16 protein-coding genes and 2 tRNA genes are annotated in these 16,534 nt (G+C 68.0%); 17 read left to right on the top strand and 1 reads right to left on the bottom strand.

Translation table 11 applies throughout. The annotated features are described in order from the left end of the window. Positions 1 to 446: 446 nt before the first annotated feature. The 14 genes from H1A17_RS25805 to H1A17_RS25870 all read left to right on the top strand — a co-directional run bounded on the left by H1A17_RS25805 (position 447) and on the right by H1A17_RS25870 (position 12,296). Positions 447 to 537 (top strand) — tRNA-Ser (locus H1A17_RS25805). A 35-nt stretch (positions 538 to 572) separates the two neighbouring features. Then, positions 573 to 645: transfer RNA gene (locus H1A17_RS25810), tRNA-Arg, on the top strand. Positions 646 to 941: 296 nt separating this feature from the next. Then, complete coding sequence (locus H1A17_RS25815) at positions 942 to 2,258, top strand: helix-turn-helix transcriptional regulator (protein WP_309236866.1); 1,317 nt, start codon at positions 942 to 944, stop codon at positions 2,256 to 2,258. Positions 2,259 to 2,260: 2 nt separating this feature from the next. Next, the gene (locus H1A17_RS25820) at positions 2,261 to 2,977 is read left to right on the top strand and encodes a creatininase family protein (RefSeq protein WP_194823089.1); all 717 of its coding nucleotides are present in this window, start codon (positions 2,261 to 2,263) and stop codon (positions 2,975 to 2,977) included. Between the two features lie 185 nt (positions 2,978 to 3,162). Beyond that, positions 3,163 to 3,462: a hypothetical protein gene (locus H1A17_RS25825; RefSeq protein WP_194823090.1), complete on the top strand. Its 300-nt coding sequence runs from the start codon at positions 3,163 to 3,165 to the stop codon at positions 3,460 to 3,462. 1,874 nt (positions 3,463 to 5,336) lie between these two features. Then, positions 5,337 to 6,089 (top strand): hypothetical protein, encoded by a 753-nt coding sequence (locus H1A17_RS25830; protein ID WP_194823091.1) that lies wholly within the window; start codon positions 5,337 to 5,339, stop codon positions 6,087 to 6,089. Then, positions 6,086 to 6,475 (top strand): 6-carboxytetrahydropterin synthase, encoded by a 390-nt coding sequence (locus H1A17_RS25835; RefSeq protein ID WP_194823092.1) that lies wholly within the window; start codon positions 6,086 to 6,088, stop codon positions 6,473 to 6,475. Before H1A17_RS25830 ends, H1A17_RS25835 begins: the two co-directional genes overlap by 4 nt. Next, the gene (locus H1A17_RS25840) at positions 6,472 to 7,191 is read left to right on the top strand and encodes a 7-carboxy-7-deazaguanine synthase QueE (protein ID WP_309236867.1); all 720 of its coding nucleotides are present in this window, start codon (positions 6,472 to 6,474) and stop codon (positions 7,189 to 7,191) included. The genes H1A17_RS25835 and H1A17_RS25840 overlap by 4 nt, the downstream gene beginning before the upstream one ends. Continuing rightward, complete coding sequence (locus H1A17_RS35340; RefSeq protein ID WP_194823093.1) at positions 7,181 to 8,113, top strand: PfkB family carbohydrate kinase; 933 nt, start codon at positions 7,181 to 7,183, stop codon at positions 8,111 to 8,113. Before H1A17_RS25840 ends, H1A17_RS35340 begins: the two co-directional genes overlap by 11 nt. Positions 8,114 to 8,133: 20 nt before the next feature. Next, a complete protein-coding gene (gene tmk, locus H1A17_RS25850; protein ID WP_375372832.1) occupies positions 8,134 to 8,736 on the top strand; it encodes a dTMP kinase in 603 nt (200 codons plus the stop codon). Further along, positions 8,733 to 10,118 (top strand): FAD-dependent protein, encoded by a 1,386-nt coding sequence (locus H1A17_RS25855; RefSeq protein WP_194823094.1) that lies wholly within the window; start codon positions 8,733 to 8,735, stop codon positions 10,116 to 10,118. Before tmk ends, H1A17_RS25855 begins: the two co-directional genes overlap by 4 nt. Then, complete coding sequence (gene nth / locus H1A17_RS25860; RefSeq protein ID WP_194823095.1) at positions 10,115 to 11,056, top strand: endonuclease III; 942 nt, start codon at positions 10,115 to 10,117, stop codon at positions 11,054 to 11,056. The genes H1A17_RS25855 and nth overlap by 4 nt, the downstream gene beginning before the upstream one ends. Beyond that, positions 11,053 to 11,907: a hypothetical protein gene (locus tag H1A17_RS25865; RefSeq protein ID WP_194823096.1), complete on the top strand. Its 855-nt coding sequence runs from the start codon at positions 11,053 to 11,055 to the stop codon at positions 11,905 to 11,907. Before nth ends, H1A17_RS25865 begins: the two co-directional genes overlap by 4 nt. Then, positions 11,898 to 12,296 (top strand): hypothetical protein, encoded by a 399-nt coding sequence (locus H1A17_RS25870; protein WP_194823097.1) that lies wholly within the window; start codon positions 11,898 to 11,900, stop codon positions 12,294 to 12,296. The genes H1A17_RS25865 and H1A17_RS25870 overlap by 10 nt, the downstream gene beginning before the upstream one ends. A 5-nt stretch (positions 12,297 to 12,301) precedes the next feature. Here the strand turns inward: H1A17_RS25870 and H1A17_RS25875 are convergent, their stop codons facing one another. After that, a complete protein-coding gene (locus H1A17_RS25875) occupies positions 12,302 to 12,784 on the bottom strand; it encodes an NUDIX hydrolase (RefSeq protein ID WP_309236869.1) in 483 nt (160 codons plus the stop codon). A gap of 149 nt (positions 12,785 to 12,933) precedes the next feature. Between H1A17_RS25875 and H1A17_RS25880 the strand changes: the two genes are divergently transcribed. From H1A17_RS25880 to H1A17_RS34745, 3 genes are all read left to right on the top strand, one after another. Further along, complete coding sequence (locus H1A17_RS25880) at positions 12,934 to 14,157, top strand: hypothetical protein (protein ID WP_194823099.1); 1,224 nt, start codon at positions 12,934 to 12,936, stop codon at positions 14,155 to 14,157. Further along, on the top strand, positions 14,154 to 14,738 hold the full coding sequence (folE, locus tag H1A17_RS25885) for a GTP cyclohydrolase I (protein WP_194823100.1): 585 nt from the start codon (positions 14,154 to 14,156) through the stop codon (positions 14,736 to 14,738). Before H1A17_RS25880 ends, folE begins: the two co-directional genes overlap by 4 nt. Positions 14,739 to 14,960: 222 nt before the next feature. Continuing rightward, positions 14,961 to 16,517 (top strand): helix-turn-helix transcriptional regulator, encoded by a 1,557-nt coding sequence (locus H1A17_RS34745; RefSeq protein ID WP_228544238.1) that lies wholly within the window; start codon positions 14,961 to 14,963, stop codon positions 16,515 to 16,517. Positions 16,518 to 16,534 lie beyond the last annotated feature (17 nt).

Raw genomic sequence — 16,534 nt, forward strand, 5'->3', positions numbered from 1 at the left:
TGCTACACCCTGATGTGCGAACAGACCGGCCCGAAAAAGTTGGTCGACCACGCGGTACGGGCGACTCGGCGGCAGGCGGTTGGAACAGCACGGCCGGTGCCGCCTTCGTCGGGCGGACCCGCTTCGGCCGGGGCGTCGCGTCGTCGGCGGAGGGCTGCTGCTGCCGGGGCGGTGCGGGCGGTGGCGTGAAGGTCGCCTCCGGCGAGCGGCGACGCGCCCGGTCACTGGCGGGGCGGCGGGGCGGGTCGCTCGGCGGCTGCTCCTGCATGGAAAAGGAGCGTAGCGGCGAACGTGACCTCGCACACGCGGGAATACGCCGCGCCGGGCGGTGCGGCGGCACCCCCCGGCGCGGCCCCACCAGGGGTTGCCGCCCGTCGGGATAGTCGCTTTGCCCCGGGTGGGGGCGGACCTGTATCCTCGTCCGCGGTGGTCCGCAGGGTCACCGAGGAGACTTCGCCTAGTCTGGTCTATGGCGCCGCACTGCTAATGCGGTTGGGGTCTTAAAGCCCCTCCCGGGTTCGAATCCCGGAGTCTCCGCGCAAAACCGGTTGTGTAGACTGGTCGAGCACCGGGCGCCCGTAGCTCAATGGATAGAGCATCTGACTACGGATCAGAAGGTTAGGGGTTCGAGTCCCTTCGGGCGCACAAGATCATGAGGGGTCTGACCTGCCGGAATGGCGGTCAGGCCCCTTTGCGTTTCTGTCCCTTGTGGTCGGTTGGGTGCTCGGTGGGTGCTCGTGCGACGAGCATCCCTCACGTCCGGCCCTGTCTGGTGGCGTCCGGTTGGGTGCGCGAGCGTGTTCGTGTCGGTGAGCCTGTTTGGTGGGGTGAATGGGCAACGGTGAAGGCTCGCCTGGCGGGGTGGAGTTCGGTTACGGTGGCTTCGCTCTGCGTCAATTGTCTTTCGTGCTGACGGCGTACGTCGTGGGGGTCGGGTTGTCGTGATCGATCCGCGGCAGGTCCGGGAGGTGAAGCGGGCTCTCGGTGTGAGGCTTGCGGAGTGTCGTCGTGCGTTGGGTGTGACGCAGGCGGATGTGGCGGCGCGGGTGCACAGCACTCGGAGCACCGTTGCCGGGGTCGAGTGCGGCAGCCAGGTGGCGGATCGGGTGTTCTGGCAGCGTTGTGATGAAGCGCTGCGCGCCGGTGGTGAGTTGCTTGCCGGCTACGACGAGTACCGGCGACTCAAGCAGCGTCATGACGAGGAGAAGACCGAGGCCGAGCAACGTGCACGGTGGGGTGAGGTCGCCCGTGTGCAGGTGCCAGGGTCCGGTGGGAGTTCGACCGGCGCAGACCACGAGTCACGTGCTGACGCCCGGGTCGCATCGCCCGGCGTGGGACATGCCCCGGCCGGTGTGGATCCGGTGTTGGCCCTGCACTGGATCGAGATGCTCCGGCTCCTGTCGGTCTCCCACAACATGTTCGGGCCTCGGCAGATCTACGACATCGTCTGTCGGGAGTCGTCTGTCATCCGCCGGTACCGGCACGACGCGACCGAAGACGTCAAGCCTCGCCTCCTGGCGGTGGAGGCCAGGTGGGCGGAGTTCGGTTCATGGGCCGCCGACAACCTCGGGAACGCCACGGCCGCGACGCACTGGCTCGATCGAGCTCTCGGACTGGCGCACAAGGCCGCAGACAAGCGGATGGCCGCTTACGTGTTGATGAGGCAGGCGCAGCAGGCTGCGGATCGTCTCGACGGAGATCAAGCCGCAACGCTCGCCGCCACTGCCGAGTCCCTCGTGCCGCTCACGGATCGCGACCGGGCGCTGTGTCTGATCCGCCAAGCCCAAGGACACGCACTTCAAGGCGATCAGACCCGCTCACTGACGGCGATCAACGCCGCTCACCGACTGGTCGACCGTGCGGCAGAGGTCGGCGAGGACGACCCGGACACCATCGGCCGCCACTGCACCCTCGCCTACCTTCGAGCCTACGAGGGTTACTGTCTGCTACGCCTCGGCCTGGTCGGTCCGGCAGCGCGGACGCTGAAGGAAATTCTGGAGGGGTGGCCCGCCGACTACCGTCAGGACGAGGCACTGACACGTGCCTGGCTCGCCCTGGCCTACGCCACCGCTGGCCGACTGACCGAGGCGAGCGCAGAGGGAAGTCAAGCACTCACTCTGACTGCCACCACGAACTCGGCACGCGCGATGCGCCCGCTGCATCAGTTGCATGCCCGGCTTGCCGGACACACGGCGTCCGACGAGGCGGTCAAGTTCAACAGCGCCTTCTCCCTCGTCGCTTCCACGGTCAAACTGTGATCATGGACTTGATCACCACCGCCACGACCACGGACGAGGCCAACCGCCACGCGGATGTCGCGGTGCTGCCGGTGGGCAGTTTCGAGCAGCACGGCGATCACCTGCCCCTGCTGACCGACACGATCATCGCCTGCGCCATCGCGAAGGCCGCAGCAACCGCCTACGACCTGATGCTCCTACCGCCCGTGACCATCAGCTGCTCACAGGAACACACCGGCTGGCCCGGCTCGGTGAGCATCCGCTCATCCACCCTCGCCAGCATCATCACCGACATCGCCGCATCGTTGCACGGGTCAGGAGTCGAACGACTGATCGTGGTCAACGGCCATGGCGGAAACTACATCCTGGCCAACGTCGTGCAGGAAGCCAACGTCGAGGGGCGCCGCATGGCGTTGTTCCCAAGACGGGAAGACTGGGAAACCGCCCGCCGGGAGGCCGGACTAGCCAGTAGCGGCCACGACGACATGCACGCAGGGGAGATCGAAACCTCCCTCCTACTGCACCTGTGCCCGGAGGTCGTACGCGACACCTATCGGACCGCAGACCACCGTGCGGAGCGTCCGGACCTACTCGTCCTGGGCATGCGCGCCTACACCGACACCGGAGTCATCGGCGAACCATCCCTCGCCACAGCAACCAAAGGCAAAGCGGTCCTCGCCAGCCTCACCGCCTCCTTCGCAGACGCCCTTGCGGTGCTTCGCGGTGGCACCGTTGACTGAGACTGCGGGCGACACCCGCTTCATTGACGAACTGCATCACCGTTGGATGTGGCTGCACATCGTTGACCGACCGAGGATTATCCCTATCCGGCGCTAGTCGCATCGTGGGACACGAAGGCGGGCCGGCCGAAGTCGAAGCCATTCAAGCCGTAGGCGCGAGTCAGGTGCCGTTCGATACTTAGGTCGTGCTCCTCGGCTTCGGTGAGCGTTACGGTTTGCCGGAATCCGTCGGCAAGATCCGGATTGGCGGCTTCGAGCCTCGCGCAAAGTTCGTGGCCGAGCATGTATGCCACAAGGTCGATGACGTGTCCGCGTGCGGTGTGACGACGTACCAAATCGTCGGGTTCGGTGGAGAGTTGTACGAGGAAGTCCCGCGCGCCCTCCCATCGGGCTTTCAGGCTGACGTGAGAGAACTCGCCCAGGGCCTTGCCGATGGTCCGTGCTCGTCCCCACCCCGCAGCGTCGATCCATCGCGCTGGACTTGACAATGCTGGTGCTCCTTCTACCCGTCGAGCCCGAGTGGGCTTCGTGCGCCAAGCTCGCGCCCGGCATGTCTGTTCGAGGAGTGTCCGTACGCAGGCGAGAGAGACATCGGTGTCTTCGAGCCATAGAGGCCACGCTGCGGATAGGGCTGCGGAAGCAGTTGCTAGGGCCTCGGCTTCTGGCCCGGTCGACCAGTCTGACAGTATTGCGGAGCACTCCGCAATAGCCATGTAGCGGAAGATCTTAGCGTTAAGATTATCAGGGTTGAATTCGTCGCCCAGCATCTCAAGCTCGTATTCGAAGGCCAGTCTGGCGCGTTGATGCGCCCGGGCGCGCCTCTCGAGCAAAGCCTCCTGAGCAAGCCTTAGGTTGCGTCCGGACAAGATGTGCGGGTCAAATCTATCCCGAACGCATACCCGATATGCCTGCCCCCTATTTATTAGGCGCTGCGCGGTTGTCGAGGTGGCGAACGCATAGTCGATCGGTTGCAGGAGCGTATACACCGGGTCTGGTAAATCGGGGCTAGCCTTTAACCGGGAACATGTCCGCAAAAGGGGTTGTAGCCGGGTTATGTGACGTTGCTTCGCGAGCACTTCTGCGCAGCCCGATACTTGGTGAGCAATAAGGTGCAGCGCCTCCCCGATCCTCTCGCATACGGCGACGGTCGTGGCTGACAATTGCTCGTTCGTTCGGGAGTGCTCGCCAAAGTGGATATCGCTCGCCAGGCACTGAAGGATTCGACCTCTCCCGTGAAGGAAGTCGGAAAGCTCCGCCCACAGTCGGCCAGCGTCGGGGTGGTTATCGTCGTATACCGACCAGACCCTGGTAAAGAACTTCGCCGTTGCTTCTCCGTCTTGAGGCTCGATCCCGTGGTGGTGCGCGACGTTGATCGTCCATCTTTCGAGTTGGTGACGTGTGATGGCGGTTGCAGCGATCAGGTTTCCTGTCCGAAGATGCCGGCAGGCCTCGGCGATCCCATCGGCTCCCCACTGAATTTGGTCGATCCACCGGCGGCGTCCCTGTAGGTCTGGACTCAGCGACCACGAAGCGCTCAGAGCTGCCGCTGCACCGTCGATGGCGGGAACATGAAGAAGCGCGGACCATGCGGAGGAGGAGAGGCGCTCGTGCCTACGCTGAGCGTGGTTCCGGCGGCGTTCCACCCGGCCCATGAGCAGCGGAGCCCAAAGCTCCGGGCCACGTTGGCTGTAAGCACGGGTCAAGCTGGCGGGGTCCAGTCTGAGTCTTTGGACTTTTTGCTTGGCGCGGTCCATGCTGCGCCGCTGCTGTCGCTGAAGTCTTATTGACAGCGGCGGAAAGGGCTTCGCAGAGCGGGCGGTCACGCATCAGAGTGTCCCCGCACGCTTGGCGGATGTCACGTGGATTGACCTCATAGTGCGGTGACCGCGTACGTTCCAGGCTGCTGGGGGACATTCGTTCGGCCCGCCGACGGCTGACCAATCCGGTTTGGGCGAGCGATGGTCGCGCCCGCCTCGGCCGGCAGAACGCGCTGCGATGCTTCAGGAGGTGGTCCCGGTTCAGCCGGATCCGCGTGGTCAGTTCCAGGCGTAGCCGACAGTTGGCTAAACCGCACCGCCGCAGCCATCGGTCCGGCATCTGCTCGATGTGCCGAGCTCGTCGGACCTGACACGTCGGGCCGTGTCGAAGGTCCGTGTCGAGGGTGTTCGACATACGGCATTCAGCTTCTACTGGGTTTGGCATAGGGCGTCGTGGGTGGCAGCGCCAGTAGGAGGTGCCAGTGGCCTCAGGAGGCGCGTCCGGCCGCAGCGTGCATCCGACGGACGGTGCTCGCGACGGCGCGCGCCAACCCGCATCGAAAGCTGGGGCGAAATCTCCTTGAACGAAGGGGCCGTGGGTCATGGGCTTGGTTCACGCATCTACCGGCGGAGGGGCCGTCGGATCCTGCGGGCTGTTCGTGTGCCTTGAGGGAATCGATGGGGCTGGCAAGACAACCGCCGTTGGTCCTGTTGTCGAGGCGTTGGGCGGCCGTGGGATTTCGGCCGTCGTGTTCGACAAGAAGATCACGCGGTTCGGCTCGGCCTACGTGCGCCGTCATGCCGGTGAGTTGCGGGCGTTGATCTGGAAGCACCCGGCGGACGACCCATACCTCGAGTTGGGTGACATGCACTGGGTGTACTTGCAAGCGGCCTGGTACTCGGCCGCGGCGCACTGTGCGGTCCGGCCTCTGCTGGAAGCAGGGCAGGTGGTAGTGACGGACACCTGGACATACAAGTTCCTGGCGAAGCTGGCGATGCGTCCAAACGTCGACCTTCGGGCGGCGGCCGCGGTGTTCGATGGGCTGCCGCAACCGGATCTTGTCGTCCGTCTCGACCTCGATCCGGTGACGGCGGCGGATCGTAAGACGACCTTCGGCATCAGCGAGGCGGGCAACACTGAGGGCAATGTGGCGTTGACCCGGGAGGCATTCGTCGGCTACCAGCGTCGCTTGGCTGAGGTCCTCGACGCGTGGACTCTCCAGTACGGCTGGATGCCGCTGGATGTCAATGGCATGTCGCCGCAGGATGTCGGCGCGGCGGTCGCCGAGTTGGCCGTGGCCAGGCTCGATGGGCGGCGTCCGGGGTCGGCGTCTGTTGCCACGGCTGGCCGGTGATCGGCGTGTGGCGCATCGGGAAGCGGTTCTCATTCGACGCGTCGCATCGTCTGTCGGGCCTGCCCGAGGGACACAAGTGCGGTCGGTTGCACGGGTACACCTACACCGTCGAGGTGGTGCTGGAAGGCGACTCGCTCGCCGGGCCGGGCTTCGTGACCGACTTCGGTGACCTGGCCCCGTTCAGCCACTATCTCCGCGATCACCTTGATCACCGGCACCTCAACGATGTCCTGGTGGATGTCGAGCCCACCAGTGAGCGGCTGGCGTGCCATCTCGCGCAGTGGTTCAAGGAGCATCTGGCTGAATCTCTGGGTGGCCGGCTGGCGGTGGTTCGGGTGTCCGAGACTCCCAGCAGCTGGGCCGAGTACGTCCTGGACCTGACGTGACCACCTCGCTGCCCCCGCTGGTGTCAGACGGGCGGCTGCTGGTGGCGGAGGTGTTCGGCCCGACGTTCCAGGGCGAAGGCCCCTCTGCCGGGCAGCAGGCGATGTTCGTCCGCCTTTCCCGGTGCAATCTGCGATGTCCCGGCTGCGACACCCCCTACACGTGGGACACCCGCCGCTACGACCTGCGCGAACACACCGTCGTCACGTCGGTTGACGCTGTCGCGGCGCAGGTCCTCGCCTCGTCGCCACGGTTGGTGGTGATCACGGGTGGGGAGCCACTGCTGCAACAGGAGAATCTGACCGCCTTGGCAGACCGGCTGGCAGCGGCTGGGCGTCAGGTGGAGATCGAGACCAACGGCACGATCGCTCCGAGCCCAGCGTTGACCACGGTGGTGGCACGGTTCAACGTCTCACCGAAGCTGCTGTCGTTCGCCGCCACCGGTGACCGGCCTGTCAACGGCGAGGCGTTGGCCGCGTTCGTGGCGACGGGACGTGCGGTGTTCAAGTTCGTGGTGTCCGGGCCGGGGGACTTTGACGAGATCGCTGGTCTCGTTGAGCGGTACGGGTTGGCGCCGGTGTGGGTGATGCCGGAGGGCACCCGTTCCGGGCTGCTCGTGGCGGACCTTCGCGCGCTGGCGGACGAGACGCTGCGGCGTGGTTGGAATTTGACGGGTCGGCTGCATGTCCTGCTGTGGGAGGACGCTCGTGGACGCTGACCTTGTCGCACCCAGGTTGGTGGTGGTCGGCGGTGTCTCCGTGGACCGGATCAGCACCCCGCAGCGCTGCGGGGTGCAGGTTCTCGGTGGTGGTGGGCTGTACGCGGCGCTGGCGGCGGCGACCCGCACCACCGTCGGCCTCGTGGGGCTCTGCAGCGACCACCCGCTGACGGCTGGCCGGCCGTGGCGGCCTGCGGTCGACGGTGCCGGTTTGGTCACCCTGCCTGGCAGACACCTCACCTTCGACATCAGCTACGACCAGCATGGCCAGGCCACCTACCGCACCGACGATGCCGGCGACGAACGTCACCTGCACCCCGGACAGGTGCCGCCGCGGTACCTGACCGCCGCCGGATTCCACCTGTGCGCCCTGGGTGACCCAGTCGCCCAGCTGCGATACGCGACCGCGTTGCGCGCGATGGCCGGCACCGGGCAGGCCCGGATCAGCGCCGGTACGTTCCTGGCCCGGATCGTCGCCGACCGCCGATCGGTGCGGCGGATGCTCGACGCCTGCGACGTGTTCGTGTGCTCGGTGCCGGAAGCCATGGCGCTTGCCGATGTTGGACGGCTGGTGGACGCGTTGGCGTGGCTGACCCGATCGGTCGGCGGATCGAAGCGGTCTGTGGTGGTGACCGACGCGGATCAGGGCTGCTACGTCGTGGCCGGCAAGGCTATCCATCGGGTCCCGACGTTTCCTCGCCCGGCCGTGGATCCCACCGGCGCGGGCGAGGCGTTCGCCGGGGCGTTGGCGGCGTGCATGGTCGAAGGCGACGAGTTGATGACCGCAGCTCGGTACGCGTGCGCGGTCGCGTCCCTGGTGGTGGAGGACTTCGGGCCGGCGGCGCTGCTGCAGCCCAACCGGCAGGTGCTGGAGACGCGGGTCGCCGCGATGCGGCGGGCCGTCGTCGAGGTAGGGAGCTGACGGTGGGGCTGTTCATAGCGGTGGAGGGCATCGACCACAGCGGCAAGACGACCCTCGTCGAGAGCCTGTGCCAGGCGTTGACTCGGCAGGGTGTCGCTGTGGGGCGGCACAAGGAGCCCACTGGTGCGCCGATCGGGAGGCTGCTGCGAGGCCTCGCGGTCGAGGAGCCGGCGTGCCCGCTAGCGCTGGCGTTGCTGTCGGCCGCCGACCGGCACCACCAGCAGCCCACGTTGCGGGCTCTGCTGCGCGAGGCGCGTGTTGTGATCGCCGACCGGTACTACCTGTCCGGGCTGGCGTACCACCACGCCGACGGCATCGACCCTGCCTTCTACGCCGCCTGCGCCGCCGGTGTACCGATGCCGGATATGTACCTGTACCTCGACGTCCCGGTGCCGGTGGCGGCGGCCCGTGTCAGCCGGGCGCCGGACAGCCGGTGGGAGACGCCGGAGTTCACCGGCCGCTTACCTGATGCCTATCGCACCTGCCTGCGCCTGTTGCGTGACCAGCACGCCGATGTCGTCGTTCTTGATGCCCAGCAGTCCGCATCCGACGTCCTGGCCGCCGCGTTGGCGGCGATCGAGGACCGGTTGTCCGCCCCCACGTCGACGAGGAATGCCGCATGAGAAGCCTGCGCTGCACCGCCCTGATTCTCGGTTCCGGCCCGGCGGGCCTGTTCGCCGCCGACGCTCTGCTCCGCGCCGGGGTGACCGATGTCGTGATCGCCGAGCGGGGCCGGACGATGGCGGGGCGGGTCTGCCCGCCGGGCCCCGGCTGCGAGTGCCGCACCTGCCCCGTCCTGGAAGGCGAGGGCGGAGCCGGATCGTTCTCCGACGGGAAGATCACCCTGTCGGCGGTCCGCGGCACGCACTCCCAACGCCTGTTCACCGAGGTCCAGGCGGAGCAGCTCGACGTCATCGCTGCGGCGGTCCGCCGCAACGTCAGCGACACCGTCGACTACGCGCCGGTGCCGGAGCTGTCCGCGCTGGCCGGGCACGAGAGCCGGCTGCGGGGTGAGTCGTACCCGCTGCTGCACGTGGGTTCCGACGGCATCCGCGAGTTCGGCCGCCGGTTCAGCGCCGAACTTCAGGACCGCGGCGTACGCCTTCTTGCCGGCGTCGACGCCACGAAGCTGCGCATCGGCGACGGCCGCGTCCGGGGAGTCGTCGGCCGGGACCGTTCCGGACCGCTCACCATCGACGCCGAGGTGGTCGTCGCCGCAGTGGGCATGGTCGGCACCCCGTGGTTGGAGCAGCAGCTCACCGCCGCCGGCGTCAGGCTGGAGACCGGTCCGGCGGACATCGGCATCCGGCTGGAGACCTCGGCCGCCGCGCTGGACCCGCTGATCGCCCAGTTCTACGACTTCAAGGCCCACCACACCAGTCCCGGCGGGATCGACGTGCGCAGCTTCTGCGTCAACGGGCACGGCTACATCGTCAACGAATTCCACCGCCCCCTGAACATCCGCGGCGTCAACGGCCACTCGTTCCTGCACCAGCGCAGTGGCCTGTCGAACCTGGCGATCCTGGCCACCGTCACCGAGGCGTTCACGCCCGACCCGAAGGGGTACGTCCGGGACACCGCCCGCGCCATCACCGCCGCCACCGGCGGCTACCCGGTCCGGCAACCCCTCGCCGCGTTCCTGCCCGACGCGGCCAGCGGGCAGCCGCTCGGCGTGACCGCGTCGAACCCGAAGACCCGCCCCGGCGACCTGCGGGCGGTACTGCCCCGGCCGTTGGCCGACGCCTTCGCCAGCTACATCACCGCCCTCGGGGCCGCGCTGCCGCCGGTGCTCGCCCCGGACACCGTGCTGTACGCGCCGGAGATCAAGTACTACAACTACCGCGTCCCCATCGACCCCGACACCTGGCGCAGCCGCGACATCACCGGCCTGCACGTGGTGGGCAACGCCGCCGGTTACACCGCCAGCCTCTCCGCCGCCGCGCTGAGCGGGCTGATCGCCGGGCAGGCCATCGCCGACCACGCCTCCGCGACGATCTCGCGATGAACGCCACCGTCGAGTTCGACCTGCCGTTCGCCACGCCACCGGACCTGGACGCCACCATGGACATCCAGATTCCCGCCCTGGCCTGGCAGGCCGACCCGGCCGGCGGCTACCGCCGGGTATTGCATCTGGGCGGCGAGCCGATCGTCGTCACCGTTCGCGAAGGCGACAGCGGCCTGCACATCACTGCCAGCCACCCGCACGACGAGTTGCCGGATCTGCTGCGTCGGATGTTCCCGGTCCAGGTCGCCGACCTCAATCTCGGCACCCACCCTGTCTGGGGCCAGTTGCAGGACCGGTACGCCGGGGTGATCGTCATGTGGGCGCCGCCGTTCGAGGCATTGGTCGTCACCGTGTTGTCGCAGAACCGCACCGGCGAGATCGTCCGCCGCGTCTACCCCACCCTCGACCAGCTCTGCGGCGGCCTGACGCCGCAGAGCCTGGCCGCCCTCGACCGCGAGACGCTGCGCGTGGCCATCCGCTCCGCCGGGCCGTACAAGGCGGACCGGCTGAGCGCCCTCGCCGCGATGATCGCCGACGGCGGCCTCTCCCGGTTCGAGCAGCGCATCATGCACGGACCGCCCGCCGAAGCGCTCGCCTACCTCGAAAGCCTGCCCGGCGTGGCGCACAAGACCGCCGCCTGTGTGCTCGTGTTCTCCGCCCGTACCACCACGACCATGCCGGTCGACGTGCACCTGTTCCGCGTCGCCGACCGGCTCGGCCTGGCCACCCACGCCGGCAAACTCACCCCCACCGTCCGCGACGCCGTGATCGGCCAGCTCCTCACCCACAGCGCCGACGTCGCGCTGGCCCACTTCGTGTTCCTGCTCGTGGGCCGAACCACCTGCACCGCCGCAACGCCCGCCTGTACCGCCTGCTTCCTACGCCGCGACTGCCGCTACGCCGGCAGCCACCACCCGGACGAGGAGAAACGATCATGATCGACATCGCGGTCATCGCCAGCACCCCACACCTCGCCAGCCTGTCCACCGCCGGCAGCATCGACATGGCGCTGACCCATCTCGTACTCACCCAACCTGCCCAAGCCGCCCACTTCGCCGCACGCTCCCGTGCCGGAGTCCGGGTCGTGCTCGACAACAGCGCCTACGAACTGGAAGACAGCACCGGCCAGGGCATGTCCGCCGAATCCGTCCTCGGCGCGGCGCACCTGATCAACCCGGCCGTCGTCATCTGCCACGACGTCCTCTACGACGGCCCCGCCACCGTCGCAGCCACCCGCCGGTTCCTCACCCAAGCCGCCGACTTGGCCGAACCCGGCCAGTTCACGTACATGGCCGTGCCCCAGGGGCGTAGCCGCCGCGAGTGGCTCGACTGCCACGCCCAACTCGCCGCACTGCCCGGCGTCGGCATGATCGGACTGAGCAAACTGTCGGTACCGCGCTGCTTCGCCGGCCCAGTCGCCGAGGCCCGCCTCGACTGCCTGGCCGCCCTCACCGACAGCGGCACCCCACCACTACCGGTGCACCTGCTCGGCGGCGACCGGTCCCTGATCTGGGAACTACGCCAGCACCACGACCGCGGCTACGACGCTTTCATCACCGGCAACGACTCGTCATTTGCCTTCTGGTACGCCGCCCACGACCTGCCCGCCGACGCCGACACCGGCCGGGCCGAGCGTCAGGCCCCGGACAAGCCGAACCTGCACGACCACGCCCTCGACCCGGCACGGCTCGCCGCCGCCCACCGGCACGTCACCCTGCTACGCCAAGCGGCCGGCCTCACCCCCCTGCCCGCCGAGACGCCGACCGAACAGGAGGCGGCATGGCGCTGACCCGCCACATCCACGTCACCGCGCAGGTCGAAGGCGTACATCGGTGGCCCGACGCCGGCCCACCCGACACCTACCTCACCGCGTCCCACCGACACCTGTTCGTCGCATCCGTCGAGATCTCCGTGCAGCACGGCGACCGCGAGCTGGAGATCAACGCCGTCGCCCGCTGGCTCGCCACCGTCCTGGCCTCGTTCGCTGATCCGCCCGACCCGCCGGACGGGCCGCTGAACTTCGGTGCCCAGAGCTGCGAGCACCTCGCCGAACGACTCGTCGCGGCAATCATCGACCGGTACGGCACGCATCGGCGGGTGCGGTGCACCGTAGCCGAGGACGGCATCCTCGGCGGTGGTGTCCAGTGGGACCCGGATCCGGCAGGGGCCGGCCGGTGAGCCCTTCAGACCAGGGCACCCGCAGCGGTGGTCAGGTGTCCGCACATCAGGATCCCGTCGCGGCGCAGCCCTTCCTCGATGTCCCGCGCCGCGTAACGGCCGACGCCGGCGTCGTTGAGGATCCGCATCACCGTCGGGTGCGGCTGCACCTCGTCCACGGACGCCTGGACGACACCATCGACGTGGTGCCCACCGGCCGCCACCCGCGTCGCGGTGCCAGCGCGGAACGCGAACATCACGAAGTGGTACGAGCCGTCTTCGGCGCGGATCTCGTACACCCCCGTCGGCGTCAGCTCGCCGACCTCGAAGCCGGCCTCCTCCACCGTCTCCCGGCTGGCCGCGTCCTGTGCGGACTCGCCGAACTCGACTTTGCCGCCCGGCAGCAGCAACCACCCCGCGTACGGGCCACGCTGCTGCCGCACGAACACCACCTCGCCCGAGGCGGTGGGAACGACCGCCAACGCGGCGATAGTCGGCTTCGCGGTCACGATCACCCATCCCCGATGAAGGCCAATGACGCCCGCACCTCGCCTCGATGTTCAGGTCCGGGCGTAAGGCGTCCGTGGCACCCTACCGGCGGTACACCGCCAGCCCTCCACAACACGCCCCAACGAACTATGCGGGCGGGTGAGACGCGGTGACCGCACTCGACACCGGCCAGGCGTTGCTGCTCATCGCGGACGCCGACCTGCTTTACCGGCCCCGGCCACTGCGGCCGGACGAGCCGATCACCATCGTCACCGTGCCCACACCGGCGCAGCCCCAGACCCCACACACCATCATCGCCGACTTCAAAAGCCACCATCCCCTGTCGGTGCTCACCCGAACTCACGACGGATCCCGCCAGCACGCCCAGCAGATCCCAGCCGGTGCCCTGCTCGACGGCCTCCGCCCGGGCCCCGCAGCAACGGACGCGCTGTACCTGATTGGCGAGCGCTACCCGACTCGACACGCCCCGTTGTTCTGCGCCACCGGCCACCCCGACGGCTGGCACACCTACAGCCGCGTCCACCTGCGGGCCGACGCGGCGTGCTTTCTACGCACCTCGGCCGCACCCACCGGCGACCCGAGCGATCCCATCGGCTGGATACCGGACGCCGTCACCCGCCACAGCGAGCACGCCCCTCAGCTCAACAGCCTCGACTGTTCACTTACCAAGGCCCACACGGGCAAGGAGATCGAAACCAAGTTCACGCTCCCGTCCGGCACGCCGCTGTGGCCCCTCGCCGTTGACCTGCACGACCGCGTCGCCACCGGCGCGCTCCCCGACATGGCACCCCGCTTCCGCGACCCCCTCGAGATGTGGGACTTCAGCAATATCCTCTTCGAGGTCCACGGACCAGGCCCTCAGCGGGGCTACGTCTCTTTTCTCCACACACGGCCCGGCATCTACCAGGTTAAACGTAAGAACTACGACGCCGATGCCCTGGTCCGACACGAACACGTCGACATCGACGTCACCATCACCGAACCCCTCAACCGCTATGTGCGCGACACCCTCGGGCTGTCCGCCCGACCCATGCCCTCCTTCCGCCGCATGCGCTACGACATCAACTTCGAGTCGCTGCGCACCGGGCACCACTACGGCATTTTCGTCGACCGCTGTGCCCTGCACGTCGACCCGACCGAAACCCTCGTCCAAGTCGAGGTCGAATACCTGCGCAGCCGCAGCGTGCTACCCCTGGACGAGCCCGCCGTCTTCACCGAAGTCGAGAACATCACCGAGTGGGTCGGCGGCATCCTCACCGAGCACTCCCTGCCCGCCCAGCACGGCTACTACTCCAAGCTGTCGTTCCTCCGCGACGCCGTGGAAGGCAAACCACACCTCCTACCACCGGTTGACAAGGACACCCACTCATGACCAGTCACCCCGGCACCCTCCCCGCGATGGACCTCGAATCCGCCCGCGATGCCGCCGAACAGCTCCTCAAGGCACTCGGGGTGGACACCGATGCACCGGGCACCGCCAACACTCCGACCCGGATGGTCGCCGCCTACGCCGAACTCCTCAGCCCGCGCCCGTTCACCCTGACCACCTTCCCCAACGACACCGCCTACGACCGCCTCGTCACCATCAGGGCGATCCCCTTCCACAGCCTCTGCGAACACCACATGCTGCCGTTCCACGGCACCGCCGACGTCGCCTACCAACCCACCGACACGATCGTCGGCCTGTCCAAGCTGGCCCGCCTCGTCGAGCACACAGCCAAGCGACCCCAAGTCCAGGAACGCCTGACCCAGCAGATCGCCGCCTACCTCGTCGAACACCTCGCCCCATCCGGTGCCGGAGTTCTCGTCCGCGCCGAACACCTGTGCATGACCGTGCGCGGCGCACAAGCGCGGGGCACCGGGACGATCACCACCGCACTGCTCGGCACACTCCGCTCCGACGCAGCACTGCGCGACGAGTTCCTGTACACCACCCGAACCGGGCCGCGGTGACATCCCCGTCCACTGCTTCAGCCGCCTAGACCCAGTCGGTGATCCCTTCGCCGACCTCGGGCACCGTCGTGCTCGAAAGGCTTTCCTGAATACCGCGATCGACGCTCCGTTGACCCGGCGACACACTAGTTCGATCCGGGCTAATGTCAGTCCCGGTCGTGCCGACCATTGTTGACGGAGCAGTCGTGTACGCGAACAGTGCACGGTGAAGAGGCCACTCTCATGATCGATCCGCAACAGCTTCAGGATGCGAAGCATGCCCTTGGCAGGAAGCTTCGCGAGCTGCGCAAGGGGCGCGGCCTGCTGCAGAGAGATGTCGCGCAGCGGGTGTGCAGCACTCGCAGCACGGTGGCGAATGTGGAGGCCGGCCGGCAGGTGGTCGACCGGGTCTTCTGGCAGCAGTGCGACACGCTCTTCGACGCCGACGGCGGACTCCTCGGCGGCTACGACGCCTACCGCCGACTGCAGCAGCGTTATCAGTCCGAGCGGGCCGAAGCGGCACTATGCGCCCGGTGGGGCACCGCCGCGGTGAGGGCCTTGGAGCCGAACGAGACCAACCCCAGTCTTGTATCGGTTCGCCGACCGCCCGCACCCACTGCACAATCCGGCGACGATCTCGCATCGACGATCGTGTCCCTGCTCGAGCAGGGCCCGCATGACGCTAGGACGGATCACACCCTCGCCGCGCCAGGTGGGCGGTACTTCCCCAGCGCCCCTGTGGCGGTCGAGGTGTATCCGGCGGTCGATGACGGGCGGATCGTCACCATGATCCCCAGGGCCGATGCCGGCCGGCAGTGGCGGTGGCCGCTGCAGCGTCGACTCGTCGCCGGACGAGTTTCCACGGCCAAAGGCGAGGGAGTGTTCGCCTTGGACTCCCGCCAGGCGTCCCGGCGGATGGTCGGCATCGGCGATGATGTCCGCCTGCTCATCCCTCGCGCGTACCAACTGGACGAGATCACCGCGGCGGTGTTGTGGGCCGTGGCGAATCTGGACCAGTCGCTGCTGCTCGACGACGCTCGCCTCGACGCCTCGCGAGCTGCCACAGCGGAGTACAGCCGTCTGACCCGGTCCGCTGTCAGTGGCGACATCGTCCAAGAGTTGGAGCCCGTATCAAGGCTGTGGCTCGGTTCGGCGTTCTGCGCCGACCACATCAACCGTCAGTCAGCCGACCTGACCGAGGTGCCCACTTTCTGGACCCGGGAGCAGACTGGTGAGGAGGCCAGTACCTGGCTGCTGTTCGGGCACAAGTTGCGCTATCTGGCCGTGACCGCGGCGCGGTTCAACAGCAGTTCGCAGCAGGCGACGAGGCTGTTCTGCGTCCCGCGGGCGGCGGTGGACGCGACGACGCAGTCGGAGCGGGTTCTCCTGCTGCTGGCGGTCGCGTTGATGGAGTCCTTCGGCATCGACGTCGCGGTCACCGACGAACCCGAGTACAGCGCGCTGCCCGGCCTCGTTCTCACCCGGCAGCGCGCGATCGTCGCGACGTGGATCCGCGCCGACGGCGTGTGGCACGTCGACGTCACCGGCCAGCGCGCCGCGCTGGCCGAGTACCACGACGCCGTCGGGCACGCACGAGCTCGTTCCCTGGTCGCCGCCGACACGGCCGGTTCGAGGCTGCATGCCCTCGCCGACTACCTGGACCTCGACTGGAGCACACTGCGGAACCGGTGCGCCGAACTCGGTGACTACGGGCTGGCCGGGATAGCCGAGCCGCGCAGCCGCCTGCTGTCCCTCGACGGTGTCGATCGGGCGTGTCGCTTCGTCGGCTCCCTCCCGTAATAGGCTCCCGACACCAC

The sequence above is a fragment of the Micromonospora sp. S-DT3-3-22 genome (assembly GCF_015354745.1).
Classification (GTDB): domain Bacteria; phylum Actinomycetota; class Actinomycetes; order Mycobacteriales; family Micromonosporaceae; genus Micromonospora; species Micromonospora wenchangensis.